This is a genomic window from Pseudomonas sp. PDM28 (assembly GCF_019219115.1).
Lineage (GTDB): Bacteria > Pseudomonadota > Gammaproteobacteria > Pseudomonadales > Pseudomonadaceae > Aquipseudomonas > Aquipseudomonas laurylsulfatiphila.
Map to the genome: position 1 here is coordinate 516050 of NZ_JAHUWG010000005.1, position 25995 is coordinate 542044.

The following is a 25995-nucleotide window of genomic DNA, read 5'->3' on the forward strand; positions in this document are numbered from 1 at the left end:
CAGCCTATTCGCGAGCAGGCTCGCTCCCACAGAGGCAGCTTTGCTTATAAACGAATTTATTGATGGGTTATAGCAGTTATTTGCGCTTTTTCATCGATATGACTCTGTTTAACCTTCTCTCCATCGACCTACAGCATTCTCAGATGGAGGCTACATCCCATGTCCCGCGTCCTGATCATCGAAAGCAGTGCACGTCAGCAAGACTCGGTTTCCCGTCAACTGACCCAGACGTTCATCAGCCAGTGGAAAGCCGCTCACCCGAATGACCAGATCACTGTCCGGGACCTGGCCGTCAACCCGGTGCCGCACCTGGACATCAACCTGCTGGGTGGCTGGATGAAACCCGCCGAGCAGCGCAGCGACATCGAACAGGCGTCCCTGGAACGCTCCAACCAGTTGACCGACGAATTGCTCGCCGCCGATGTACTGGTCATGGCCGCACCCATGTACAACTTTGCGATCCCCAGCACCCTGAAAGCCTGGCTCGACCACGTGCTGCGTGCCGGTGTGACCTTCAAGTACACCGAAACCGGCCCGCAAGGCCTGCTCAGCGGCAAGCGCGCCTATGTGTTGACGGCACGTGGCGGCATCTATGCCGGCAGCACCGCCGATCACCAGGAACCGTACCTGCGTCAGGTCATGGGCTTCATCGGCATCCACGACGTGACGTTCATCCACGCCGAAGGCATGAACCTGGGCGGTGACTTCCAGGAGAAAGGCCTGAACCAGGCGAACGCCAGGCTTGCTCAAGTGGCCTGATCGGTTAATCGCCAGATAATCGCTGGATGGTCTAGTGACCTGGCGCACCCCTTCAAGCCTGTACGCGCATCGAACCTCCCTTCGCACTTGTTGCTCCTGAGTGCTCTGGCCCGATTGAACGCTTTAGCGAGATCGGGCTTTTTTTTGCCCGGGATTTAACAAGCACCTAAAAAACCTGTGGGAGCGAGCTTGCTCGCGATGACTGAGTGTCAGTCGACAATGATGTTGACTGATCCACCGCTATCGCGAGCAAGCTCGCTCCCACAATGGATTTTTGTATTGTTTGGGTGTTCGCGATCAGTAGCAAAACCCGCTATCGTCGCCGCCATTCGAAACGAGGCGAGCATGGGCTATCTACTTTTTGTCACGCTGATCCAGGCGTTTTCCTTCAGTTTGATCGGCGAATACCTGGCCGGTCATGTCGACAGTTACTTCGCGGTGCTGGTGCGTGTGCTCCTGGCCGGGCTGGTGTTCATCCCGCTGACCCGCTGGCGCTCGGTGGAGCCGGCATTCATGCGCGGCATGCTGCTGATCGGTGCCTTGCAGTTCGGCGTGACCTACGTCTGCCTGTACTTGAGCTTTCGCGTACTGACGGTGCCGGAAGTGCTGCTGTTCACTATCCTCACGCCGCTGCACGTGACCCTGATCGAAGATGCTCTGAATCGTCGCTTCAATCCTTGGGCCCTGGTCGCGGCCCTGGTGGCGGTGGCGGGGGCGGCGGTGATTCGCTTTGACCGGATCAACCCGGATTTCTTCATGGGTTTCCTGTTGCTGCAACTGGCCAACTTCACTTATGCCGCCGGGCAGGTGCTGTACAAACACCTGGTCGCCCGCCACCCGAGCGATCTGCCGCATTACCGACGCTTCGGCTACTTCTACCTCGGCGCACTGGCGGTGGCGTTGCCGGCGTTTCTATTGTTCGGCAAACAGAACTTCCTGCCCGAAGCGCCTTTGCAATGGGGCGTGCTGCTGTTCCTCGGCCTGGTCTCCACTGCGCTGGGGTTGTATTGGTGGAACAAGGGCGCGTGCATGGTGAATGGCGGGACCCTGGCGGTGATGAACAACCTGCATGTGCCCGTGGGCTTGCTGATCAATCTGCTGATCTGGAACCAGCATGAAGAACTGGGGCGATTGTTGCTCGGCGGTTCGGTGATTTTGCTGGCGGTGTGGATCAGTCGGTTGGGAATACGCAAGCCTTTGGCCGTTCATTGAGCCTTGTGGGAGCGAGCTTGCTCGCGATGACGGCATGACAGTCGGAAAAGATGTCGGCTGTGAAATAGCTATCGCGAGCAAGCTCGTTCCCACAGGAAGTTGTGTGAGTTAATAAATCACTTCGGCGCCAGTTGCCCCACCAGAAACTCGATAAACGCCCGGGTCTTTTGCGGCACCCGCCGCGCCGACGAATACACCGCGTTGATGGTGATCGCCGGGGCCTGCCATTCGCACAGCACCGGCACCAGTCGCCCGGCCGCCAGCGCATCCTCGACGATGAAGTCCGGTAGCAGGGCGATGCCCATGCCGGCTTCGGCGGCCTGGGCGAGCAGGTCGCCGTTGTTGGCGTGCAGTGGGCCGGTGACGTTCACTCGCTGGGTTTCCTTGCCATTGCACAGTTGCAGGCTGACACCGCTCTGCAGATACCCGTAGTTCAGACATTGATGGGTGCGCAGATCCTGCGGAGTCTGCGGAACGCCCGCGCGTTCGAGATAAGCCGGGGATGCCACCATGATGCGCGGTGCGGGTGCCAGTTGCCGGGCGATCATGGTCGAGTCGGGCATGCTGGCGATGCGGATGGTCACGTCAAAGCCGCCCCGCACCGGGTCGACCTGCTGGTCGCTGAGCACCAGTTGCAGTTCGATGTTCGGGTGCTGTTCATGAAACAGCGGAATCAACGGCCCCAGCCGCCGAAGACCGAACGACATCGGTGCATTGACCCGCAACACACCGCGTAACTCGCCGATGCCGTCACGGGCACGTTGCTCGGCCTCCTCCAGTGCCGCCAACACTTCCCGTGCGGCATCGAAATACTCGGCTCCGGCCTCGGTCAGGTGCAGGCTGCGGGTGGTGCGTTGCAGCAATTGCACACCGATGGCTTCTTCCAGCGCCTGAATCTGTTTGCTGACTTTCGAGCGCGGCACGTCCATGGCCCGGGCGGCTGCGGCGAAGCCGTTCTCGCCGACCGTGACGACGAAGGCGCGCATGCATTCGATGCGATCCATATTGTCCCTATTTTAGAATCAATTATTCTCGATTTTAGGTAATTGTCCCTTTTATCGCCAGCCCCTAAAGTGACATCCAAGCCGACAACAACGCCGCTGAAGGCAACGTCGACTAACCCCTTACCCATTCGAAGTATCGACATCAAAAGGAACGCGCCATGTCTATTCGTGAACTGCTCAACCCAACCAACTCCGCCCTGATCCTGATCGACCACCAGCCGCAAATGGCTTTCGGCGTGCAGTCCATTGACCGTCAGACCCTGAAGAACAACACCGTGGGCCTGGCCAAGGCGGCGAAGATCTTCAACGTGCCGACCATCTACACCTCGGTCGAAACCGAAAGCTTCAGCGGCTACATCTGGCCCGAATTGCTGGCGGTGCACCCGGATCAGAAGCCGATCGAGCGCACTTCGATGAACTCCTGGGAAGACAAGGCACTGGTCGACGCTGTGAAAGCCACCGGCCGCAAGAAACTGATCATTGCCGCGCTGTGGACCGAGGTCTGCCTGACTTTCCCGGCATTGGAAGCCCTGGCAGAAGGCTACGAGGTGTACATCGTCACCGACGCTTCCGGTGGTACCAGCAAGGAAGCCCACGACATGTCGGTGCAACGGATGATTCAGGCCGGCGCGGTACCGGTGACCTGGCAACAAGTGTTGCTCGAATACCAGCGTGACTGGGCACACAAGGACACTTACGAGGCGGTGATGGAACTGGTGCTCGAACACAGCGGCGCGTACGGCATGGGCGTGGATTACGCCTACACCATGGTGCACAAGGCACCGCAGCGGCAGGTCAAGTAACTCGCAATTTCTGAAACGATGTAATTCCTGTGGGAGCGGGCTTGCTCGCGAAAGCGGACTGTCAGTCGACATCAATGTTGAATGACGCACCGCATTCGCGAGCAAATCGGATCGCCGCACCGCCGCTCCCACATTTGTTTTTTGTGGTGTTACACCCTGCGCTTTTCAACTTCGGAAATATGGCTCGCGCCCAGTACCGCCGGCAATATCCCCGCCCGCAAATCCGTTCCGCTCGGCTGCTGATAAAGACTCAAGCCAAACTCCGGCAGCACCGCCAGCAGGTAGTCGAAAATATCCCCCTGGATCCGCTCGTAGTCGGCCCACGCCGTGGTGCGGGTAAAGCAGTAGATTTCCAGGGGAATGCCCTGGGCCGTGGTCTGCATCTGGCGGACCATGCAGGTCATGTTCGGCTGGATCCCCGGATGACTCTTCAGGTAGGCCAGCGCATAGGCGCGCAAAGTGCCGATGTTGGTCATCCGCCGGCGGTTGGCCGACATGGCCGCGACGTTGCCTTGGGCCTCGTTCCAGGCCTTGAGTTCGGCCTGCTTGCGGGTCATATAGTCGGTGAGCAAGTGCACCTGGGACAGCTTCTGCTCCTCGTCGTCGCGCAGGAAGCGCACGCCGCTGGCATCGATGAACAGGCTGCGCTTGATCCGGCGTCCACCGGAAGCCTGCATGCCGCGCCAGTTCTTGAACGACTCGGACATCAGACGCCAGGTCGGAATCGAGACGATAGTCTTGTCGAAGTTCTGCACCTTGACCGTGTGCAAGGTGATGTCCACCACATCGCCGTCGGCGCCTACCTGGGGCATTTCGATCCAGTCGCCGACCCGCAGCATGTCGTTGCTGGTCAATTGCACGCTGGCGACGAACGACAGCAGCGTGTCCTTGTAGACCAACAGAATCACCGCCGACATGGCACCCAGGCCCGAGAGCAGCAACAGCGGCGAGCGGTCGATCAAGGTCGCGACAATGATGATCGCGCCAAACACGTACAACACCATTTTCGCCAGTTGCACATAGCCCTTGATCGAGCGGGTACGGGCGTGCTCGGTGCGGGCGTAAATGTCCAGCAGGGCATTGAGCAGGGCGCTGACCGCCAGCAGCAGAAACAGGAAGGTGAAGGACAGGGCGACGTTGCCGAGGAAATTCAGACTGGTCTTGCTCAGGTTCGGCACCAGATTGAGACCGAACTGGATCACCAGCGAAGGCGTGATCTGCGCCAGGCGATGGAACACCTTGTTCTGCAGAAAATCATTGACCCAGTGCAAGGCCGGCTGGCGACCGAGCATTTTTGCCGCGTGCAGTATGAGGTAGCGCGCCACCCGTCCGAGGAACAGCGCAATGGCCAGCAACAGCAGCAGCGCCAGGCTGGAATGTACGAGCGGGTGCTGGTCGAGGGCACCCCAAAGGTCCAGGACGTTGATCCAGAGCTGTTTGATATCCATGGTTAAAAACGATTCTTCTGTAGGGCGCGAGAGGCGATTAGAGCATTTAAGACGCTTTGTATTGCGTTTTGAGAAAAACAAGGCAACAAAAAACCAACTGTTTACCGCCATTTGCATAAAGAAACTCGGCCTGAGCGCTCGAAACCGTTACCCTATGCAGCTGTTTTTTTGCATTTCTTCGAGGTAGCACCCGTGTTTTCCCAATTCGCCCTGCACGAACGCCTGCTCAAAGCCGTGGCCGAGCTGAAATTTGTCGAGCCAACGCCTGTGCAAGCCGCGGCCATTCCGCTCGCGCTCCAGGGGCGTGACCTGCGGGTGACGGCGCAAACCGGTAGCGGCAAAACCGCTGCATTCGTTTTGCCGATCCTCAACCGTCTGATCGGCCCGGCGAAAATCCGCGTCAGCATCAAGACCCTGATTCTGCTGCCGACCCGCGAACTGGCCCAGCAGACGCTGAAGGAAGTTGAACGCTTCTCGCAGTTCACCTTCATCAAGTCCGGCCTGATCACCGGCGGCGAAGACTTCAAGGTCCAGGCCGCGATGCTGCGCAAGGTGCCGGATATCCTGATCGGTACGCCGGGCCGCATGATCGAGCAACTGAACGCCGGCAACCTCGACTTGAAAGAAGTTGAAGTACTGGTGCTCGACGAAGCCGACCGCATGCTCGACATGGGCTTTGCCGAAGACGTGCAGCGTCTGGTGGACGAATGCACCAACCGTCAGCAGACCATGCTGTTCTCCGCCACCACCGGTGGTTCGGGCCTGCGCGAGATGATCGCCAAGGTCCTGAACAACCCGGAGCACCTGCAGCTCAATGCGGTCAGCCAGCTGAACGACACCACCCGCCAGCAGATCATCACCGCTGACCACAACCAGCACAAAGAACAGATCGTCAACTGGCTGCTGGCCAACGAGACCTACCAGAAGGCCATCGTTTTCACCAACACCCGGGCCATGGCCGACCGCATCTACGGCCGTCTGGTGGCGCAGGAATACAAAGCGTTCGTGCTGCACGGCGAGAAAGACCAGAAGGATCGCAAACTGGCAATCGACCGTCTGAAGCAAGGCGGTGTGAAAATCCTCGTGGCCACCGACGTCGCCGCTCGTGGTCTGGACGTGGATGGCCTGGACCTGGTGATCAACTTCGACATGCCGCGCAGTGGCGACGAGTACGTGCACCGTATCGGTCGTACCGGCCGCGCTGGTAACGATGGCCTGGCCATCTCGCTGATCTGCCATGGCGACTGGAACCTGATGTCGAGCATCGAGCGCTACCTCAAGCAGAGCTTCGAGCGCCGCACCATCAAGGAAGTCAAAGGCACCTACGGCGGACCGAAGAAGGTCAAGGCTTCGGGCAAGGCTGTCGGCGTGAAGAAGAAAAAGACCGACGCCAAGGGCGACAAGAAGAAAACTGCCGCCAAGACCCCGACCAAGCGCAAGAGCGCCAACCGGCCGAAGAGCGATTCCCTGGTCAGCAAGGACGGCATGGCGCCGCTCAAGCGCCGCAAGCCGGAAGCGCCAGCGGCTGAGTAAGTCGCTGTAAGCGACCCAGGAAAAACCCGGACAGTGTCCGGGTTTAATGAGATGGTCAGCCTGACCGAGAAGCCCTGCAGGTTTACGCTTGCAGGGCTTTTCTCGTTTTCGGCCGGAGGATCTCTCATGAACACGATGACGCTTCTCGGTATCGACATCGGCAAACACAGTTTCCACTTGCATGGCCAGGACTCTAAAGGCCACCAGGTCTTGCGCAAAAAAACCAACCGCGGCCAATTGCTCAGTACATTGGCCCAGCTACCGGCCTGCACGGTGGTGATGGAGTCGTGCGGCGGCGCCCACTGGCTGGCTCGACAGATCGGTGCGTTGGGCCACGAGGTGAAGCTAATCGCCCCGCAGTACGTCAAACCATTCGTCAAAGGCAACAAAAACGACTTCATTGATGCCGAAGCGATTTGCGAGGCGGCGAGCCGCCCCGCCATGCGCTTCTGCTCGATCAAAACCGCAGAGCAGCAAACGCTTTCAGCCCTGCATCGGGTCCGTGAATCATTGATTGGCCATCGCACAATGGCGACCAACCAGATTCATGGCTTTCTGCTGGAGTTCGGGATCAGCCTGCCTATTGGAGTCACTGCGTTGCACCGCGTGCCAGCGCTGCTGGACGATCCACAACACCCCGTTCCAGTACGCCTGAAGGGTGTGGTGATGCGTCTTCATCGTCAAATTCAACAGCTCAATGATGAAATCAAGGACATCGAGTCCGACTTGAAACAGCAGTTGAAAGAAGATGATGCCGGGAGTCGTCTGCAGAGTATTCCAGGTATTGGCCCCATCACCGCCAGCGCGGTATTGGCCGATGTGGGCGATGCGTCAAACTATCGAAGTGGTCGTGATTTTGCCGCTTCACTAGGGCTGGTGCCGAAACAGTACTCAACGGGGGGCAAGACGGTGCTGCAGGGGATCAGCAAGCGTGGCGACAAGCATATACGCCAACTGCTGGTGCAGGGCGCGCGGGCCCTCATGCAGCATATCGATAAGCGGGAAGATGCCCTTGGGCCTTGGGTTCGAGAACTGCTAACGCGTCGACACGCCAATGTTGTCGCCTGCGCGCTGGCGAACAAACTGGCGCGAATCGTGTGGGCGGTACTGGCCAAAGGCGGCCAGTACGACCCACATCCGAACGTTTGAACCTACAGCTTTACCACCGGCTTTTGCGACGTCACTGACTGATGACAGTAAACGGCATATGGCCCGACTGAGAACCTGGCATAAAAATCAGCTTTAGAGGCTGAGGGTTTTTTCAGGACAGTCGGGAGCGGCTACTCATCGAGGGCCGAGCGTTGTTGCAGCAACGCTCACAACGAGCCCGAATACATTAGCGCAAGCCAGCTTTACCGAAAACAGCCAAAGAGGTTGCAGGAGATGGGCTGACCATACATTTTTATACCTGGCGTCTATCAGCCTTCGGTTTTCTTCTCGGCGGAGCCCAGCTCCTTCAAGCGCTGGTCGATCAACTGGCACTTGTCCGGCAAGTCTTTGGAGGCAGTGCCCAGATCCATTTTTTGCAACTCGTCATTGATCTCTTTGGCCTTGGTCGGGTTCTGCTCGGTGAGCTTGGCCACTTCCTGGGCCAGTTGTTCGCGTTTGGCGGTGGCTTCCTCGGGAGTGCAGGCCCAGGCGGGCAGGGCACAAGCGAGGGCAGCGGCGAGTGTGAGCTTCTTCAGCAGTGGTTTCATGGGGGCGGGCCTCAGTTCCGGTCAAGGCGGGTTATCCGGTTGAGCGCTGGCCCTTTGGGAAAGTTCAGTCTGTGATATTTGCGTGGGTTGTCAGGGCCCCTTCGCGGGCAAGCCCGCTCCCACAGTTTTACGTGTTGTTCACACAACCCGTGGAAGCGGGCTTGCCCGCGAAGGCCGCACCTCGGTGTCCGGGGGGCTAACTACCATGGCAGCAACTCGACTTCGCCTGCTCCTCATATTTGTCATGGTGGCGCACCCACTCCATGATTTCCTCCTCGTTGCGGCCCTTGGGCGTCAGGTCGAGGTAGTTGTAGGCGCCAACCAGCATGTCCAGCCCCCGGGCATAGGTGGAGTAGGTGTGGAAGATTTCGCCGGCTTCATTGCGATAAAACACGCTGAGGCCGGGGAGTTCTTCCTCGGCGCCGTCGGTTTTTTCGTAGTTGTACGTAGCCTTTCCTGCGGCGACCTCTTCGGCCCGGGCACAGACGCCAAAGTCGTAGTTGAAGTCGCATCCTGCCGACGACACCCAGTCGAATTTCCAGCCCATGCGCCGCTTGAACGCCTGGAATTCGGCGAACGGTGCGTGGGAAACCGCCACCACGGCAATGTCGTGGTGGGCCAGGTGCTGGTTGGCGCCGTCGATGTGGTCGCTGAGGTACGAGCAACCGGGGCAGCCCTCGTCCCAGCCCTCGGCGAACATGAAGTGGTAGATGACCAACTGACTGCGGCCGCCGAACAGGTCCGCCAGTTTCAGTTCGCCATTGGGCCCCTGGAAATGGTAGTCCTTGTCGATTTTCACCCAGGGCAGGGCGCGGCGTTCGGCGCTGAGTTTGTCCCGTTCCCGGGTGAAGGCTTTCTCGTGGATCAGGTGTTGTTTGCGGGCGGCGAGCCATTCTTCCCGCGACACGACGGGGTGATTCTGGATGTTCATGTTGTGTTCTCCTGCATGGGGGCTGGGAAGTGACGTACACAGCCTAGTCGTTTGGCTTGGGTGGAATTCGACATACCGCCGGTCGGTCGTCAGTGAGAGGCCGTCTGAACGGCTGCCGGGCGTACCGGTCACAACCTGTAAGGCCCGTTCAATTGCACGGGCATCCATCGAACGGACACCGGAGGTTGAATCAGGATGACGACTTACAACTGGGACTTGATTGAGCGTTTGCTGCATGAAGCGCAAAACAGCGCGGGCCACAACTTCACGCCGCGGCCTTACGCCGAACAGCATGCGGCGCAGAAGGCCGCGGAAGGCGAGTCGATTGAAAATCTTGATCACTTGAAAACGGTGGCTGGCGAGTACGAAAAGCTGCTGCTGATGCGTGGCTATATCGAGCCGCGACCGGAGGACGAAGGGGGGACGGGTGCCAATTACATTTTGACGGCGCGAGGTTCGCGCTTATTGAGCCTGCTCGACAGTAGCATTCCCGGTAATGATCACCCGCGGCAGGTGCTTGATGAGCAGGAAGATGCGCTGGATGAAGCGACATTCGATGAGGTGGCGTCGAAGGCGCAGATTGCCTGATGTACGCGTACACCCTGTGGGAGTGAGTTCCCACTGGGGGGGCGCTTAGCCTTGTTTCGCCGCTTTCAGGCACTTCAGGTCACTGAAGTCCTTTCTCACACCCTCGATTTTCTTCAGCAGACGATCACGCTGGCTCGGTGTGCTTGCAGCCATGAGATCCACGAACAGCGAACGTGCCTGGGCCTCGGTGTTGGCAAAGGCCTGACGATAGGCGGGTGTCCACAAGCTCTCGCGATTGATCAGAAGTGTCTCGATTCTTTGTGGGAATTGCGGACTGTGGCGTTGCGCAACGGCCGCGCTGAACTGTTTCTGCCAATGGACACGATTGGCCAGCCATTGCGTATTCTGATCACCCAAGGCGCTGGACCATGCGGCGACCCGCTGGTGCTGGGTGTTGCTCAGTGGGCCGAGCCAGTCGTTCAGACGTTTCTCCATTCGCGCGCTGCGCTCCTTGATCTGCTGGTCGAGTGTGGGCTTGAGGTATTCCTCCTGGCGTTTGCGCCGGTCCTTGGCGAAGGCATCGTTCATTTCGGCGACTTGCTTGTCATCCAGCCCTTGCAGCAACTCGATGGCCGACGGGGTGATTTCCCGCGCGGTCTCGGTGATCGCCTCTTCGGCTTCGTGGGCGCGGGCCTGCAAGGCAGCATCGGTGACCTGGTTGGTCGTGATCATGGTTTGCAGGCGGTCCAGCCAGTCGAGGTAGCCGGGCAGCTGGGTGGTGCAGTGCCAGCTCAGGTGTTCCTTCAGGCGTTCGTCCAGCCAGCTCTTTTGCTCGCCGTTCATGTCCAGGTAGTCGCTGAGCGTCCACGGGATGATCACATCGAGATTGCGATAGGCCAGGCCCACGCGGCTGCAGGCGCCGAGGGCGAGGGCAACGGTCAACACAACGGCGATATGTTTGAACCAGCGGGACATGGGCGAATCCTTGCGAAAGCCAGTCTTCGGGGTCTGATTCTCTTGTGAACCCGGGAGGGGGCCGGCAGTTCAGCCGATCAATAGAATGCGTGTTCGGCCTTGAGCGTCACCAGCCCGTCGCATTGGCTGTTGTGCCCGGCATAGGCCGAGCAACCGCTGCCGCTCAGGCTGGAGTCACTGTAGATCAGGTCGAGGTCGATGCCCATGAACGGGCGGGACAATTTCAGCGACCAATCGGTAAAGCTGCCCACATACCCGCCATCCACCGCCACTGGCGTATTGAATTGGTGGGTGGTGTATTTCAGGCTGATGCCGACACCGAACGGTTGATTGCCGCTCAAGTCAGCGAACAGCGTGTTGTTCTGTTTGTCCGGGTCATTGCTGAAGGCGATGCCGAAACGGCTGCCGAGCAAGGTCAGGCCGCCGAACAGTTCCTGGCTGTCAGGGGTGGTGACTTCGGGGTAGCTGTAGCGGATCAGGCCCACTTCGTAGCCGAGGGTTTGGTCGAAGGGTTGTTTGAAGCCCGCGTAGGAGTCGATCTCGAGGTCTTTCCCCGGGCTGATGCCCATGCTGGGTGACCATTGGCCCACGTAGAAACCGCTGTCGTGGCTCAGGTCCAGGCCTCCGTGGAACGAGCCGACGGCAGAAGGTTTGACCAGGCCCTGGGCCATGCTGCGGGTGGGGGTGGTGCCGAGCTTGAGGTCGAAGGCACCGAGCTCACGCTGAAAGATTTGTGCGTGTGCTGCGGAGCAAACCAACAGGCCGCCGACCAATGCCGATAAACAGGAAGATTTGAACATGCGTCACTCCATGAACAGCGAGGGCAGGCTGGCGAGCCCGCTGAAACGCTTGATCCAGACGCGTGCAAGGATACCGGCGAATCATCGGCAGCGAAGGCCGTTCGTCGATTTTGATGGATTTTAAGGGGGGGCGGCGGGAGTGACGAGGGTTCCAGTCCAAGCGCTTCGAGGCTCAAAGCGCTTTGGGACCAGGTGACGCGAGGGGTTACTTTTTGCCCAGGGTGATCTGCTTGGACGGGCCGAACGTCTGGCCGCTGACGCCTTTGGCAATTTGCTGGATTTCACCGCCGGATTTGAGAAACGCTGCGATCTGGCTGTTGATCGACTCGCTGGTTTCAACGGCTGGAGCTGGCTTTGCTTTGCTGGTGGATGCTTTTACGCGCATGGCGGCCATTAACCTGTAGAAAATTAACTTGGCCATGCATCGTACAGGAATTACCTGATAATTGCTTGGCAAATATCCCCTCGCAATAATCCTGAGGTCGGGGTAATCAGCCCTCGGACAATATTCGAAATATACGTCTAAGCCGCTGTTTTAAATAAGAACATGCCTTGAAAAATGCCGAGTGACGCTTGTCTGGGCATGGCGTAAATGCCCGGATCGGCCTGACGAGCGGCCAGGCATGCGATGAAAGCCCGTGAAAATCAAGGCCTTCAGAGGATTTTCTCGCGCCACCGGGCCGGGGGCCGAACGCTGCGCTTAAAACCGGGTAGAATGCCGCCCACGCAATGAGGGTATTGGACATGGCTTTAGTCGGGCGTTACAACAGTTTGCAAGTGGTTAAACACACTAACTTCGGTTTATATCTGGACGGTGGCGCGGATGGCGAAATCCTTCTGCCCAATCGTTATATTCCAAAAGATATTCCTAGCGAAGATGAAGACTGGCTCAACGTTTTTATATATCTGGACAGCGATGACAAACTCATCGCCACTACTGAAAAACCAAAAGTTCAAGTGGGTGAATTCGCCAGTTTGAAAGTTGTTGAAGTCAACAGCATCGGCGTATTCCTGGACTGGGGCTTGCCCAAGGACCTGTTGCTGCCGTTCTCCGAAGAGAAGCGTCAGATGACGGCGGGGGAGTATGTGGTGGTACACGTCTACCTCGACAAGCACACCCGCCGCATCACCGCGACTGCGCGCCTGGACCGCTACCTGGACAAGACCCCGGCCACCTACACGGCTGGCCAGGAAGTGGACTTGCTGGTGGCCGAAGCCACGGACATGGGCTTCAAGGCCATCATCAACAACAAGCATTGGGGCCTGATCCACAAGAACGAAATCTTCAAGTTCATGCGCGCCGGTAAAGAAGAAAAGGGGTTCATCAAGGAAGTTCGCGCCGACGGCAAGATCAGCCTGAGCCTGCAGCCGGTCGGCCAGGAAGCGGCTACCAGCCTGAACTCGAAGATCCTCGCCAAGTTGCGTGAAAACAACGGCACCCTGGCCGTGAGCGACAAGAGCGATCCGGCGTTGATCAGCAGTCTGTTTGGTGTCAGCAAGGGCAACTTCAAGAAGGCCATTGGCGCGTTGTACAAGAATGGCCAGATTGTCATTCATGCCGATCGCATTGATCTGAGTTGATCCCACTCTGCCCCTGTAGGAGCTGCCGAAGGCTGCGATCTTGATTTTAAGGATCAAAAGATCGCAGCCTTCGGCAGCTCCTACAGGGTTATTACCGGCCCTCTGGTTGATAATCGACAGCCGGGGTTTTGCTTTTACTGCCGAGTCTTTGCCATGGATTGTGTCTTCGAGGTGTTCCGGTGAGCGCCACCCGGCGCAGTACCGACGGGTTTGCCCTGCAAGTGATGGTCGGGTTGTGCCTGATCTGGGGCGTTCAGCAGGTGATGATCAAGTGGGCGGCGGCTGATATTGCGCCGGTGATGCAGGCGGCCGGGCGTTCCGGCATGTCGGCGTTGCTGGTCGGGCTGCTGATCTGCTGGAAGGGTGGCTGGAGCCAGGTGAGTACGACCTGGCGCGGCGGTCTGCTGGCCGGTGCCTTGTTCGGCCTGGAGTTCTTCTTCATTTCCGAAGGCCTGCAACTGACCACGGCGGCGCACATGTCGGTGTTCCTCTACACCGCGCCGATCTTCACGGCATTGGGTGTGCACTGGTTATTGCCCAGTGAGCGTTTGCGGCCCCTGCAATGGCTGGGGATTGTCCTGGCCTTTATCGGGATTGCCATCGCGTTTGCTGGCGGGGTGTCCTGGGACAACCTTGATTACCGCATGTTGATGGGCGATGCCTTGGGGGTGCTGGCGGGGGCCGCCTGGGGCGCGACCACGGTGGTGGTGCGCGCCTCGCGCCTGTCGGAAGCGCCGGTGACCCTGACGCTGTTCTATCAATTGATTGTCGGTTTCTTCGGTTTGCTGTTGATCGCGCTGCTCAGCGGCCAGATCACCCATGTCAGCCTGACCACCGTGGCGGTCACCAGTGTGCTGTTTCAGGGCGTGGTGGTGTCGTTCTTCAGTTACCTGGTCTGGTTCTGGCTGTTGCGCCGTTACCTGGCGGCGAATCTCGCGGTGTTTTCGTTCATGACGCCGTTGTTTGGCGTCACCTTTGGTGTCGTGCTGTTGGGCGAGCACCTGAGCCTGAACTTCATCCTCGGCGCCGTGCTGGTGTTGGCGGGCATCACCTTTGTCAGCGCTGAGCAGTGGCTGCGCCGTCGTTTGCGCAAGGCTCTGGGGCAGCACTGACCGGCGCGAGCAACAGACCGCCGGCGATCAGCAAGCCGCAACCGGCGACCACCAGTGCCGGCTGCAAGCCGCCACTGAAATGACTGCTGAGCGCCGCCAGCAATGGCCCGCTGAGCTGTCCTACGGCAAAGCAGGCCGTCAGCAGGCCGGCATTGCGCTGGGTGGCATGGGGGGCCAGTTCCCGGGAACGCTGGATCACCAGTTGCATGCAGGCCAGGAACGGCGTGCCGCACAGGATCACACCCAATGCCAGCCCCGGACCGTTGGCCAGCAGGCAGGCAAACACGCCCGCAGCTTGCAGCCATAACGTTGCCATCAACCAGCGCCGCGTAGCGCCTGCTTTTTGGCGACGCAGACTCACCAGCACCACCCCCGTAGCCGCCGCAAGTCCGAAGCACGGCCAGAACAGGTCGGCCTGCCATTGACCATGGAATTGCGCATTGGCCATTTGCGACAGGAAGGTTGCCGGGATGATGTAGCCCAACCCGTACAAGCCGTAGATCAAGCCCAGGCGAGCGATGCCTTGAGTGCCCGGTGCGCTGGCGCCGGGTTCAGCGGTCGCGATTGCGCTCGCTTGCGGCAGGAACGGCAAAATCCCCAGCAGCATCGCCAGCCCTGCGGCGGCGTACACCAGCCACAAGGTGGCGGACGTCTGGCCCAGCAGATTGGAGCCCAGGGCTAACAAACCTGTGAGAAAAATCCCCAGGCCCGGTCCGGCGAAGACCAGAGCGCCGAGCCGGGGACGACCGGCCGCTGCCGCGAGCGGCTGACTCAGTGCGGTGATCATCACCAACACCCAGGCGCTGGCCACACCGGTGCCGAAGCGCAGCAGCAGGTGCGACCAGAACCCGTTGGCCCAGAACGACGCCAGGGTCAGCAATACGCAGAGCCACAACCCGCCCAGCAAACGCCGACGTACTTGCGGTGGACGCCGGGAAAACATGGCGTCCACCGCGCCGATGAAATAACCGAGGTAGTTGGCGGCGGCAATCAGCCCGGCGGCGGTCAGGTCGATCTGACCTTCGCTGAGCAGGTGTGGCAGTTGCGGCGTCAGGGCAAAACGGCCGATGCCCATGGCCATCATCAGGGCAACGAAACTGGCGGATAAGCGAATCAGGGGAGACATGGTCTGGATACCGTTCAGAGGATCGATGACCGTCAGGCTAGGGCTGATTGACTTTCTTTAAAAATGAATAATAGTGAGTAACTTGTTCTTTTTTGGAGAATGTCGTGGAGTTCAGCCAATTACGCATCTTCCAGGCGGTGGCGGAAGAGGGGTCCATCACCCGGGCCGCCGAACGGCTGCATCGAGTGCCGTCGAACCTGTCGACCCGGCTCAAACAGCTGGAAGAGCAACTGGGTGTAGAACTGTTCCTGCGCGAGCGTCAGCGTTTGCAGCTGTCGCCTGCGGGGAAAGTCCTGCTGGACTACACCGCCAAGCTGTTTGCGCTGCGCGACGAAGCCAGCGCGGCCGTGCAGGGCGGGCAACCGGCGGGCGACTTCGTGCTCGGCACCATGTACAGCACGGCCGCTATCCACCTTCCGGGGTTGTTGGCGCGCTATCACCGCCTGTATCCGGCGGTGAACCTGCAAGTGCAATCCGGTCCCAGCGGTGAGTTGCTCGAAGGCCTGCTCACCGGTCGACTCGATGCGGCGCTGGTGGATGGCCCTATGGAGCTGGCCGGGCTCGACGGTGTGCCCTTGTGCGACGAGCGCCTGGTGCTGATCAGCGAGGCCGATCATCCGCCCGTGCGCAACGCGCTGGATGTGGAAGGCCGCGCGGTGTTCACCTTTCGTCAAGGCTGCTCCTACCGCATGCGCCTGGAGGCCTGGTTCGCCCATGACCATGCGGCGATGGGCCGGGCGATGGAGATCGAGTCCTATCCGGGAATGCTTGCGTGTGTGATTGCCGGATCCGGTGTGGCGCTGATGTCGGAGTCGATGCTCGCCAGCCTGCCGGGCCGCGAGAGTGTGGCCGTGCATCCGTTGGCCGAGCCGTTTGCAAGCGCGACCACCTGGCTGATGTGGCGCAAGGGCATGGTCGGGGCCAACCTGAATGCCTGGATCGAGCAGCAACAGGCGGTTTTTCCGTCGACACCGGTGCAGGCGCGGGAAATTGCCTGAACGCCGGCTGATTGTGATGGATTCAGTAACAGATCATTGCGACTTTGCACGAGCATTGCGTAGGACTTCGGACTATTATCAGTGCGAAGGGGCTACAGAATTTTGGCCGCTCGGCACTACCCTGAAGGGGGCACCATGAAAGAGAAAATCCAAAACTGGCTGCATGACCTGGGCGTGGCGCTCGGCTTGATCGAACCGCCTCTGCAACCCGTGCCTGTTCGTACTGACGACGAGCAGCGTCGGCGCCAGCCGCGACGCCGGTAATGGCTCCGGATCGCCAGTGAGAGGGGCTTGCTGTGGCGAGGGGGCTTGCCCCCGTTCGGCTGCGAAGCAGTCGTAAATCGCCTGACGTGGTCCGCCAGATGTAACCGGGTTGAAGGGTTTTGGGGCTGCTGCGCAGCCCAACGGGGCGATGCGGCGTTCCGACAAGCCCCCTCGCCACAGAGCAGCATCCTGCCATTCAGTCCTGATTATCATTGGCAACATACTTGGCATTCAGCCTCAATCCCGCCCAATCTCCAGCAAAAACCGGCTCAAATCATTCACCGTCCTGGCGGTCTTGAGCATCCGGTCTTCTTCCACGGTAAACGCCGTCACACCCAGCTCATCTTCCAGATGGAAGATCAGCTCTTCGATATCTTTTTTGTCCAATCCCAACTGCGCCAGGCTGGCGTTGTCGTCGAAGTCATCCCGGCCTTCCAGCAGGCGGCTGATGTAGCGATGTACGACAGCACGAAGGGCGGCTTCTTTCATGATCGTTCTTCGAGGAGGTGGGTGCAGTTCTCCCTGCCGATGCAGTCCCTGCCGTTGAGTACAGCAGGCTTTAGCCGTGTGAGCGTTGCCATTCGTCAATCATGCCGCGCAAATGCTCTCCGGAAAAACTGCCGAAATGCCCGCCATGCACCGTGCGGATCGGCAGCGCATGCAGGCGTTGCAGGCTGCGAGCGTAGTCCTCGAGGTTGGAATGGTAGGCGTCTTCGATCAGCGGCCCGTCGTAGATGATGTCGCCGCTGAACAAGGTCTCGGTGGCGGCTTCGTACAGGCAGATGCCGCCCGGCGAGTGTCCCGGTGTGTGCACGACCTGCAACACGCGGTTGCCCAGGTCCAGCACATCTCCATCTTCGACAAACCCCGTGGCCGGCGCGGCCTTGACCCGGTATTCGGCGTAGCACAACGGGCAATCGGGGTGCGCCTCGAACATGTCGTCGCCGACAAAGGCTTTGCTCAAGTCGTTTTCGCCATCCGGCGCGGCCAGGATGTCTGCTTCGGCCGGATGCACCAGGCGCTCGGCGAATTCGTGATGACCGGCGATGTGATCGAAATGGCAGTGGCTGGCCACGGCCACCAGCGGCCGCTCGGTGATCCACGGCAGTTGCTCGCGCAGGCTGACCAGGCCCGAGCCGCTGTCCAGCAGCAGGTCCTTGTCACGGCCCTGGATGTGCCAGAGGTTGCAGCGGTAGAACGGCCGAATGTACGGCTCGTGAATCAAGCGGATGCCGTCGCTGAGATGTTTGACTTCGAACCACTGATCGCGGCTGACGATCTTCATAAGCAGTTTCCTTCAGACGAAAAAAAACGAGTGTGGCAACCGACGCCACACCCGTCGAAGAAAGCATCGAGTCGTTATGTTTCAGCTTAGGCGGCGCTCGCCACCAAAGCCGTGCGACGGGACAACAGGCTGACCAGCACGAAGCTCACCAGGCCTACACCGAGGCTGTAGTAGATCGGGGTGTTGGCATCCAGGCCGTCCTTGAACATGAACAGCAGCGCGGTGGCGAAGCCCATGCCCATGCTGGCGATGGCGCCGGCGGTGGTGGCGCGTTTCCAGAAGATCGCGCCCATCAGCGGGATCAGCATGCCGCCCACCAACAGGTTGTAGGCCAGGGTCAGGGCGCTGATCACGTCGTTGACCACCAGGGCGATACCCAACACCACGATACCGGTCAGCATGGTGACCAGACGGTTGAGGCCCAGGCTCGACTGTTTGCCGCCACGCAGTTTCGGCAGCAGGTCTTCGGTCAGGGTGGTGGCAGCGGCCAGCAGGCCGGCGCTGGCGGTGGACATCATGGCGGCCAGTGCGGCAGCGATCACCAGGCCACGGATACCGTCCGGCAGGGACAGTTTGACGATGGCGGCGAAGGCGTTGTTGACGTTGTCCAGATCCGGGATCAGTACGTGTGCAGCCATGCCGATCAGGGCGCAGGCCAGACCGTAGAGAATGCAGTAGATACCGGCAGCGGTACCGGCAACCTGAGCCACTTTGGCGGTCTTGACGGTGAACACCCGTTGCCAGATGTCCTGACCGATCAGGATGCCGAAGAAGTAGATCATGAAGTAGGTGATGATGGTGTCCCAGCCGATGGTGGTGAAGCTGAAGCTCGCCGCCGGCAGTTTCATTACCAACTCATCCCAGCCGCCGACGCGGTACATGCAGATTGGCAGCAGGATGAACATCAGGCCCACGGTCTTGATCACGAACTGGACGATATCGGTCAGGGTCAGGGACCACATGCCGCCAATGGCCGAGTAGATCACCACGACGCCACCGCCCAGCAGAACCGAGATCCAGAACGGCAGGCCGAACAATACTTGCAGAACGGTGCCGATTGCCAGGATCGAGGTCACGCCGATCATCAGTGCGTAGGCCAGCATGATCACCGCGCTCGCGGAGCGGGCCATCGGGTTGTAGCGTTTTTCCAGCACCTGGGTAACGGTGTAGATCTTCAGTTTCAGCAGCGGTTTGGCAAGGAACAGGTTCAGCGCCACGATCCCGCAACCCAGCGCGGCACACAGCCAGAAGCCGGAGATGCCATGCACGTAGCCCAGACGCACGGTGCCCACGGTGGACGCGCCGCCCAGAACGGTGGCAGCCATGGTACCCATGTACAGGCTTGGGCCGAGGTTACGACCGGCGACCAAAAAGTCTTCGTTGGTCTTGGCCTTGCGCATGCCGTAATAGCCAAGCAGCAACATCGCGGCGGCGTAGATGAGTACAACGAATAAATCCAAAGCCATTATGGCGTGTCTCCGATTGTCTTTTTTATGTGAAACAAAGGCGTTTCTGTGGGTCTGCTTTCTGTGGGAGCGAGCCTGCTCGCGAAGGCGTTCGGTCAGTCACATCGATGTTGAATGTGCCGCCGTCTTCGCGAGCAGGCTCGCTCCCACAAGTGGATCTGTGTCAGGCGGGCTGACGTATTTCAGTTTTTGCAACGGCGCTGGCACCACGGCTACGAACATCATTCGGGCCAAACACTTCGCGCGATTCCGGGAACAGGCTCAGCAGCGCCAGGTACACCAGCGAGGCCAGGCCCAAGGTCACGGGCAGGCTGATATCGATACCACCGGCCAATTCGCCCAGTGGCCCGACAAACTGACCCGGCAGGTTCACGAAGCACAGGCCGACGGCCGCGCTCGGGATCCAGGCACCCAGGCCACGCCAGTTCCAGCCGTGGGTGAACCAGTAACGGCCACCTTTCTCGCCGCGGGTGAACACTTGCAGGTCATCCGGGCAATAGAAGCCGCGACGCACCAGCAGGCCGATGATCATGATCACCATCCAGGGGGTGGTGCAGGTGATGATCAGCACAGCGAAGGTCGACACGCTCTGCACCAGGTTGGCCGCGAAGCGCCCGATGAAGATGAAGGCAATCGACATCACACCGATCAGCAGCGTGGCCTTGACCCGCGACAGTACCCGTGGGAATACGCTGGACATGTCCAGGCCGGTGCCGTACAGCGAAGTGGTACCGGTGGACATGCCGCCGATCACCGCGATCAGGCACACCGGCAGGAAGAACCAGCTTGGCGATACCGCCAGCAGGCCGCCGACATAGTTGTTGGCCGCGATGTAGTCCGGTGCCTTGATCGCTACGATGGTGGCGGTGGTCAGGCCGAACAGGAACGGGATGAACGTTGCGATCTGCGAAATCACCACCGCCGCCATGATGCGGCGCTTGGAGGTGTCACGCGGAATGTAGCGCGACCAGTCGCCGAGGAACGCACCGAAGGAAATCGGGTTGCTCATGGCCACCAGTGCAGCGCCGATGAAGGCGGCCCAGAAACCTGGCTGACCCATGTTGACGCTACCGGCGTAGTTCGCATCGAACGGACCTGCGAAGGCGAAGATCCCCAGCAGGAACAGCAGGCTGGCACTCCACACCGCGATCTTGTTGACCCACAGCAGGAAGCGGAAGCCATAGATGCACACGGTCAGTACCAGGATCGCGAACAGACCGTAGGCCAGGCCCAGGGTCAGGTCGGTTTCCGGCAGGCCGATCAGGCGTTTGGCGCCACCGATCAGCGCATCACCCGAACTCCACACCGAGAGCGAGAAGAAGGCAATGGCGGTCAACAGCGACAGGAACGAACCGACGATCCGCCCGTGCACGCCGAAGTGTGCACCGGAAGACACGGCGTTGTTGGTGCCGTTGATCGGGCCGAACAGGCCCATTGGCGCGAGGATCAGCGAACCCAGCAACACGCCCAGCACAATCGCCCAGACGCCCGCCTGGAAAGACAGGCCGAACAGTACCGGGAAACTGCCGAGAACGGCGGTTGCAAAGGTGTTGGAACCCCCGAAGATCATCCGGAACAAGTCCGTCGGGCCTGCGGTGCGTTCGTTGTCCGGGATCTGTTCGACCCCGTGGGTTTCAATTTGCGTAAGGCTTTGGTCTTTGTTGTTGTTATTCATGATCAGCTCCGATCATAAAGGCGCGCTCATCGTGCGTGAGCGTCACCTGTGTTGGCTAAGGGGGTGGCAGCCCTTCCGGCATCGCGGACAAATGTTCGTGGCAGGCCAGCCATAGGCCTTGTTGTTCTTGGCCAGACGCTTGTTTCTTGAAAACAATCGTCTCGCGCTCCTGGCTAAAGTGCTGCTCCCCTTGCATGCGCAGCTCTGTGGCTACGTCATGGATGAAAATCGCCACGTCACCCTGCAGGCTGACGAAAGCGTTGCTCGAGGTGCACGAGAGCACCTCGAAGCCATCCTCGGCGCGCCAGCTGTCCCACATCGCCTGGTAGGCGTCGCGCGACAGCAGGGGCTTTTCGAGGGTGTAGAAGACGAAGCTGGCATCGGCACTGAAAGCGCCGAAGTAGGCTTCGCGATCGTTACGGGCAAAAGCGGACACCAGATCGGCGGCGGCTTTCAGAACCTGATCGCGTTCGTTCATGAACCATCCTCAGCGGTGGACTACGCCAGGCAGTACGCAGAGCATTTCGTACAGCAGATTGGCGGCCAGCAGCGAGGTGTTGCCGGTGGTGTCGTAAGCGGGCGAGACTTCTACCAGATCGCAACCGACCAGGTCGAGGCCTTGGCAGCCACGAACGATCTCGATCGCCTGGATGGTCGTCAGACCGCCGATTTCCGGGGTGCCGGTACCTGGCGCCCAGGCCGGGTCGATACCGTCGATGTCGAAGCTCAGGTAGACAGGACCGCCACCGACTTTCTCGCGGACTTCAGCCATCAACGGCTCCAGCGATTTGTGCCAGCACTCTTCGGCCTGAACCACACGGAAGCCCTGATTGCGGCTCCAGTTGAAGTCGTCAGCAGTGTAGCCCTGGGCGCGCAGGCCGATCTGCACCACGCGGTCCGGGTCAATCAGGCCTTCTTCGACGGCGCGACGGAACGTGGTGCCGTGGGCGATTTTCTCGCCGAACATGTGATCGTTCACGTCAGCGTGAGCGTCGATGTGCACCAGACCGACCTTGCCGTGTTTCTTGTGGATGGCACGCAGGATCGGCAGGGTGATGGTGTGGTCGCCGCCCAGGGTCAGTGGGATCACGTCGTGTTCGAGGATGTTGTCGTAGGACTCTTCGATGATCCGCACGGCATCCAGCAGGTTGAAAGTGTTGATCGCGATGTCGCCGATGTCGGCAACCGACAGCGAGTCGAACGGCGCAGCGCCAGTGGCCATGTTGTACGGGCGAATCATCACCGATTCAGCGCGGATTTCGCGAGGCCCGAAACGGGTGCCAGGGCGCAGGGAAGTACCGATGTCCAGCGGCACGCCTACGAAGGCAGCGTCCAGGCCGGCAGCGGTATTCAAGTGGGGGAGTCGCATCATGGTGGCGATGCCGCCGAAGCGCGGCATTTCGTTGCCGCCCAGTGGTTGGTGAAGAATCTTGTCCACGGGTAGGGCCTCATCGTCGTTGTTTTATTTATGTGGTTGCGCCGTTCACGGAAGTACGAGCGCACCTTGTGGCACCGATTCTGCGAAATGTAGTGGCCGGGAAGAATCGCTACGGGCAAATACTTAGTTCAGATTTTTCTAAACTAATGGCGGGGAGGGCGATAGACTTGTTGCCTCATCCTTCAAAGTGATGAGTTGTACAGTACCTGTGGGAGCGAGCTTGCTCGCGATAGCGGTGGGCCAGTCAACATCAATATTGACTGACCCACCGCTATCGCGAGCAAGCTCGCTCCCACAATGATCTTCATTACCTTCAGCGGTGTGCGTTACCCCGAGCTCGGAGCATTTCCATGGCCAACGCTTTACCCGACCTGAAACTATTGCGCATCTTCGTCAGCGTGGTGCGTCACCAGGGTTTCGCCAACGCCCAGCAGGAGCTCAACCTCTCGACGTCGGCCATCAGCACCTACATGAGCCAGCTCGAGGCGGCCCTCGGCCTGGTGCTCTGCCATCGCGGTCGTGGCGGGTTCAGCCTGACCAGCAAGGGTGAGTTGTTCCATCAGGAAACCCTGCGTCTGTTGGGCGAACTCGAAGGCTTCGAGCAGTACGCCGCCGCCCTCAAGGGCGAGTTGCGCGGCACCTTGAACCTCGGGGTGATCGACTCCACGGTCAGCGACAAGGCCCTGCCGTTCGCCGAAGCCATCGGCGCCTACAGCCAGGAACACCCAGCCGTGCACTTGCACCTGTCGGTGATGAGCCCCTACGAACTGCAGCTCGGCGTACAGGACAACCGTCTCGACCTGGCCATCGGTGCGTTTTCCACGCGCATGAGCGGCCTGGTGTATATGCCGCTGTACCGTGAACAACACTGGTTGTATTGCAGCACGCGGCATCCACTGTTCAACGAGCGGCGCATTCCCGAGCAGGTCATCACCCAGCAGCGCATGGTCGGCCGTGGCTACTGGAGCCAGGCCGAGCTGGCGCGTCACGGCTTCAAGCACAGCGCCGCGACCGTGGAAAGTATGGAAGCCCAGTTGATTCTGGTGCTGTCGGGCGCCTACATCGGCTACCTGCCGGAGCACTACGCCCAGGCCTGGGCCGACAAGGGCGACTTGCGGGTGTTGCTGCCGGCGACCTTTGGTTATCAGGCGCCGTTCTCGATGATCGTGCGCCGGGGCCGTAGCCGCGAGCCACTGATCCAGACGTTCCGTGATTTGCTTAAAGCCCAACTGAATCAGGTGTGAAGAAGATGTCCAGAATCCAGTGCCCGCGCTGCCTGCGTCCGCAATCTCATTGCCTGTGCCCGTTGATCCCGAGCCTCGACAGCCGCACCCGGGTGTTGCTGTTGCAGCATCCGAGCGAAGTGAACCATGCGCTGAATACGGCGCGGTTGGCGGCGTTGGGCTTGAATAATGCCGAGTTGATCGTGGGTGAGGTGTTCGAGGATTTGCCGGTGTTGTTGAATCGTCCGGGATATACGGCGCGGTTGTTGTTTCCGGGCGAAGAAGCGCAGCCGATGAAAGCCTATGGCTCCTCAGATGAATCGATGTTGCTGGTCGTCCCGGACGGCACCTGGCGCAAGGCACGCAAGATGTTGCACCTCAATCCGCTGCTGGCGGCGTTGCCGAGGGTGACGCTGGCCGAAGGCGGTGTGTCCCGTTATCGGCTGCGCAAGGCACCGGGACCCGGGGCGTTGTCGACGGTGGAGGCGATTGTGCAGACGCTGGAAACCCTCGAAGCGCCGACTTCGTTTGCGCCGTTGTTGAAGCCGTTTGAGGCGTTGATCGAGGGGCAGATTGCGGCGATGGGGGAGGAGGTTTACCATCGTAATCATGCCGACAGGTGATCGGCGTATGTGCCGGCCTCTTCGCGGGCAAGCCCGCTCCCACAGTGTTCGTGTTGTACATAAAGTTTGCGAACGCCAATGAACCTGTGGGAGCGGGCTTGCCCGCGAAAGCGGCAGATCAGTCACAGCAGATTTTGGAGGTTGCCTACCTTTCCCGCATCGCCTCGGTCCGCGCTTTCAACACCGGCTTAAGCAGGTAATCCAGCACCGTTTTCTCCCCGGTAATAATGTCCACCGTCGCCACCATCCCCGGGATGATCAGCAGCGGTTTCACATCCCCGCCCAGATGGTTTTTGTCAGTGCGCACCTGAATCAGATAAAAGCTGTTGCCCTTGTCGTCGGTGATGGTGTCGGCGCCGATCAGCTCCAGCTTGGCGCTCAGGCCGCCGTAGATCGTGTAGTCGTAGGCACTGAACTTGACCATGGCTTTCTGACCCGGATGCAGGAATGCAACGTCCTGCGGGCGGACCTTGGCTTCGATCAGCAGGTTGTCTTCCAGCGGCACGATTTCCACCATGTCACTGCCGGGCTGGACCACACCACCGATGGTGTTGACCTTCAACACCTTGATGATGCCGTGCACCGGCGAGACCACGGTGGTGCGGGTCACGCGGTCGTCGATGGCGATGCTCGATGCCGTGATTTTCGACAGCTCGGTGCGTTTCTCGTTCAGCTCTTTGGCGGCTTCCGAGCGGAAGGTCTGTTCCGACTCGTCGATCTTGCTTTTGATCTCGTTGATCGCCGATTCCGCCCGGGGAATCGCCAGTGTAGTGGCGTTCAGCGAGCCGCGAATCTCCACGGCGCTGCGTTTGAGGCGCAGGATTTCCACCGGTGACACGGCACCGGTGCCCACCAGCGGTGTGGACATGTTCATCTCTTGCTGCAGCAGCGCCAGGCTTGAACTGAATTGCCCCTGTTTCGAGCGGAACTCTGCCAGTTCCTGGGTTTTTTGCCGAAGTTGTTCCGACAGTGTGCGCTGTTCGCTCGCGAGTCGACGTTGCCGTTGCTCGTACAGCGAGCGCTCGTCTTCGGCCACTTGCGGAGCCTTGGCGATCACTTCTTCTGACAGCTTGAACGGCCGGCCTTCGGCTTCGGCCGAGAGCCGTTCGACCTGCGCGGTCAAGGCGTAGCGATCGGCTTCGCTTTCGCCCTTGTTCGACAGGTAGCGCGTGTCATCCAGGCGCAGCAGGGTGTCGCCCTTGTTCACCATCTGCCCTTCGCGGACGAAAATTTCGGTGACGATGCCGCCCTCCAGGTTCTGGATCACCTGGACCTTGCTCGACGGAATCGCCTTGCCTTCGCCCATGGTGACTTCCTGCAACACGGCGAATTTGGCCCAGACCAGCGCGCTGATCAGCAACGCCGCCGCCAGCCACACGGTGATCCGCGACCAGCGCGGTGAGTCCTGCAACGAGGCGCCGGCGGTTTCCGGCATGAATTCGACTTCGGCGCTTTTGCCGAAGCTGTTGAAGTAGCCACGTCCTTTCGTTGATACAGGCAGGTCAGCAGACATG

27 protein-coding genes are annotated in these 25995 nt (G+C 59.9%); 12 read left to right on the forward strand and 15 right to left on the reverse strand.

Going from position 1 to position 25995, the window contains the following annotated elements; all coding sequences use genetic code 11:
* Positions 1-159: 159 nt before the first annotated feature.
* Together KW841_RS14410 and KW841_RS14415 are read left to right on the forward strand one after the other, a co-directional pair.
* Positions 160-759 (forward strand): FMN-dependent NADH-azoreductase, encoded by a 600-nt coding sequence (locus KW841_RS14410; protein ID WP_015096339.1) that lies wholly within the window; start codon positions 160-162, stop codon positions 757-759.
* Between the two features lie 345 nt (positions 760-1104).
* Positions 1105-1971: a carboxylate/amino acid/amine transporter gene (locus tag KW841_RS14415; protein ID WP_217836047.1), complete on the forward strand. Its 867-nt coding sequence runs from the start codon at positions 1105-1107 to the stop codon at positions 1969-1971.
* A 116-nt stretch (positions 1972-2087) separates the two neighbouring features.
* Here the strand turns inward: KW841_RS14415 and KW841_RS14420 are convergent, their stop codons facing one another.
* Positions 2088-2975: a LysR family transcriptional regulator gene (locus tag KW841_RS14420; RefSeq protein ID WP_218477179.1), complete on the reverse strand. Its 888-nt coding sequence runs from the start codon at positions 2973-2975 to the stop codon at positions 2088-2090.
* A gap of 158 nt (positions 2976-3133) precedes the next feature.
* Between KW841_RS14420 and KW841_RS14425 the strand changes: the two genes are divergently transcribed.
* Positions 3134-3778 (forward strand): hydrolase, encoded by a 645-nt coding sequence (locus tag KW841_RS14425; protein ID WP_008018228.1) that lies wholly within the window; start codon positions 3134-3136, stop codon positions 3776-3778.
* A 149-nt stretch (positions 3779-3927) separates the two neighbouring features.
* Here KW841_RS14425 and KW841_RS14430 read toward each other — a convergent pair whose 3' ends face one another.
* Complete coding sequence (locus tag KW841_RS14430) at positions 3928-5226, reverse strand: mechanosensitive ion channel family protein (protein WP_218477189.1); 1299 nt, start codon at positions 5224-5226, stop codon at positions 3928-3930.
* A 192-nt stretch (positions 5227-5418) separates the two neighbouring features.
* Here KW841_RS14430 and KW841_RS14435 point away from each other — a divergent pair, with 192 nt between their 5' ends.
* Together KW841_RS14435 and KW841_RS14440 are read left to right on the forward strand one after the other, a co-directional pair.
* Positions 5419-6759, forward strand: a complete 1341-nt coding sequence (locus KW841_RS14435; RefSeq protein ID WP_007972492.1) for a DEAD/DEAH box helicase — start codon at positions 5419-5421, stop codon at positions 6757-6759.
* A 126-nt stretch (positions 6760-6885) separates the two neighbouring features.
* The gene (locus KW841_RS14440) at positions 6886-7908 is read left to right on the forward strand and encodes an IS110 family transposase (RefSeq protein ID WP_218477191.1); all 1023 of its coding nucleotides are present in this window, start codon (positions 6886-6888) and stop codon (positions 7906-7908) included.
* A gap of 269 nt (positions 7909-8177) precedes the next feature.
* Here the strand turns inward: KW841_RS14440 and KW841_RS14445 are convergent, their stop codons facing one another.
* Positions 8178-8456, reverse strand: a complete 279-nt coding sequence (locus tag KW841_RS14445) for a hypothetical protein (protein ID WP_104450474.1) — start codon at positions 8454-8456, stop codon at positions 8178-8180.
* A 196-nt stretch (positions 8457-8652) separates the two neighbouring features.
* Positions 8653-9387 carry a thioredoxin family protein gene (locus KW841_RS14450; RefSeq protein WP_218477193.1) on the reverse strand — a complete coding sequence of 245 codons (735 nt, stop codon included), beginning with the start codon at positions 9385-9387 and terminating at the stop codon, positions 8653-8655.
* Between the two features lie 195 nt (positions 9388-9582).
* Here KW841_RS14450 and KW841_RS14455 point away from each other — a divergent pair, with 195 nt between their 5' ends.
* Complete coding sequence (locus KW841_RS14455; RefSeq protein WP_218477196.1) at positions 9583-9975, forward strand: transcriptional regulator; 393 nt, start codon at positions 9583-9585, stop codon at positions 9973-9975.
* A 45-nt stretch (positions 9976-10020) separates the two neighbouring features.
* Here the strand turns inward: KW841_RS14455 and KW841_RS14460 are convergent, their stop codons facing one another.
* From KW841_RS14460 to KW841_RS14470, 3 genes are all read right to left on the reverse strand, one after another.
* Complete coding sequence (locus KW841_RS14460) at positions 10021-10890, reverse strand: DUF6279 family lipoprotein (RefSeq protein ID WP_218477199.1); 870 nt, start codon at positions 10888-10890, stop codon at positions 10021-10023.
* Positions 10891-10967: 77 nt separating this feature from the next.
* Positions 10968-11690 carry a TorF family putative porin gene (locus tag KW841_RS14465; RefSeq protein ID WP_218477202.1) on the reverse strand — a complete coding sequence of 241 codons (723 nt, stop codon included), beginning with the start codon at positions 11688-11690 and terminating at the stop codon, positions 10968-10970.
* Positions 11691-11895: 205 nt separating this feature from the next.
* Positions 11896-12084 carry a hypothetical protein gene (locus KW841_RS14470; RefSeq protein WP_015096330.1) on the reverse strand — a complete coding sequence of 63 codons (189 nt, stop codon included), beginning with the start codon at positions 12082-12084 and terminating at the stop codon, positions 11896-11898.
* Positions 12085-12434: 350 nt separating this feature from the next.
* Between KW841_RS14470 and KW841_RS14475 the strand changes: the two genes are divergently transcribed.
* Both KW841_RS14475 and KW841_RS14480 read left to right on the forward strand, forming a co-directional pair.
* The gene (locus tag KW841_RS14475) at positions 12435-13271 is read left to right on the forward strand and encodes a S1 RNA-binding domain-containing protein (RefSeq protein ID WP_218477205.1); all 837 of its coding nucleotides are present in this window, start codon (positions 12435-12437) and stop codon (positions 13269-13271) included.
* A 179-nt stretch (positions 13272-13450) separates the two neighbouring features.
* Complete coding sequence (locus KW841_RS14480) at positions 13451-14383, forward strand: DMT family transporter (protein WP_007972501.1); 933 nt, start codon at positions 13451-13453, stop codon at positions 14381-14383.
* On the opposite strand, the gene KW841_RS14485 is transcribed toward KW841_RS14480, so the two are convergent.
* Entirely contained in the window at positions 14328-15509 is a 1182-nt protein-coding gene (locus KW841_RS14485; RefSeq protein WP_218477207.1) for an MFS transporter, read from the reverse strand. The genes KW841_RS14480 and KW841_RS14485 overlap by 56 nt on opposite strands.
* Positions 15510-15613: 104 nt before the next feature.
* On the opposite strand from KW841_RS14485, the gene KW841_RS14490 reads away from it, so the two are divergent.
* Complete coding sequence (locus KW841_RS14490) at positions 15614-16507, forward strand: LysR family transcriptional regulator (protein ID WP_104450467.1); 894 nt, start codon at positions 15614-15616, stop codon at positions 16505-16507.
* A gap of 135 nt (positions 16508-16642) precedes the next feature.
* Positions 16643-16771 carry a PA1414 family protein gene (locus KW841_RS29695; RefSeq protein ID WP_256357819.1) on the forward strand — a complete coding sequence of 43 codons (129 nt, stop codon included), beginning with the start codon at positions 16643-16645 and terminating at the stop codon, positions 16769-16771.
* Between the two features lie 237 nt (positions 16772-17008).
* Here the strand turns inward: KW841_RS29695 and KW841_RS14495 are convergent, their stop codons facing one another.
* The 6 genes from KW841_RS14495 to speB all read right to left on the reverse strand — a co-directional run bounded on the left by KW841_RS14495 (position 17009) and on the right by speB (position 22635).
* Positions 17009-17260, reverse strand: coding sequence for a phosphopantetheine-binding protein (locus tag KW841_RS14495; RefSeq protein WP_095963797.1), 252 nt, complete (start codon positions 17258-17260; stop codon positions 17009-17011).
* Between the two features lie 70 nt (positions 17261-17330).
* On the reverse strand, positions 17331-18056 hold the full coding sequence (locus KW841_RS14500) for an MBL fold metallo-hydrolase (RefSeq protein ID WP_218477209.1): 726 nt from the start codon (positions 18054-18056) through the stop codon (positions 17331-17333).
* 86 nt (positions 18057-18142) lie between these two features.
* Positions 18143-19522 carry a sodium:solute symporter gene (locus KW841_RS14505; protein ID WP_218477211.1) on the reverse strand — a complete coding sequence of 460 codons (1380 nt, stop codon included), beginning with the start codon at positions 19520-19522 and terminating at the stop codon, positions 18143-18145.
* Between the two features lie 163 nt (positions 19523-19685).
* Entirely contained in the window at positions 19686-21197 is a 1512-nt protein-coding gene (locus KW841_RS14510; protein WP_218477213.1) for a cytosine permease, read from the reverse strand.
* Between the two features lie 55 nt (positions 21198-21252).
* Positions 21253-21675 carry a nuclear transport factor 2 family protein gene (locus tag KW841_RS14515; protein WP_218477216.1) on the reverse strand — a complete coding sequence of 141 codons (423 nt, stop codon included), beginning with the start codon at positions 21673-21675 and terminating at the stop codon, positions 21253-21255.
* Between the two features lie 9 nt (positions 21676-21684).
* Positions 21685-22635, reverse strand: coding sequence for an agmatinase (gene speB / locus KW841_RS14520; RefSeq protein WP_007972517.1), 951 nt, complete (start codon positions 22633-22635; stop codon positions 21685-21687).
* A gap of 350 nt (positions 22636-22985) precedes the next feature.
* On the opposite strand from speB, the gene KW841_RS14525 reads away from it, so the two are divergent.
* Together KW841_RS14525 and KW841_RS14530 are read left to right on the forward strand one after the other, a co-directional pair.
* Positions 22986-23879 carry a LysR family transcriptional regulator gene (locus tag KW841_RS14525; RefSeq protein WP_218477218.1) on the forward strand — a complete coding sequence of 298 codons (894 nt, stop codon included), beginning with the start codon at positions 22986-22988 and terminating at the stop codon, positions 23877-23879.
* A 5-nt stretch (positions 23880-23884) separates the two neighbouring features.
* Positions 23885-24481 (forward strand): tRNA-uridine aminocarboxypropyltransferase, encoded by a 597-nt coding sequence (locus tag KW841_RS14530; protein WP_218477220.1) that lies wholly within the window; start codon positions 23885-23887, stop codon positions 24479-24481.
* Positions 24482-24626: 145 nt separating this feature from the next.
* Here KW841_RS14530 and KW841_RS14535 read toward each other — a convergent pair whose 3' ends face one another.
* Positions 24627-25994 carry an HlyD family type I secretion periplasmic adaptor subunit gene (locus KW841_RS14535; RefSeq protein ID WP_218477224.1) on the reverse strand — a complete coding sequence of 456 codons (1368 nt, stop codon included), beginning with the start codon at positions 25992-25994 and terminating at the stop codon, positions 24627-24629.
* Position 25995: the final 1 nt, after the last annotated feature.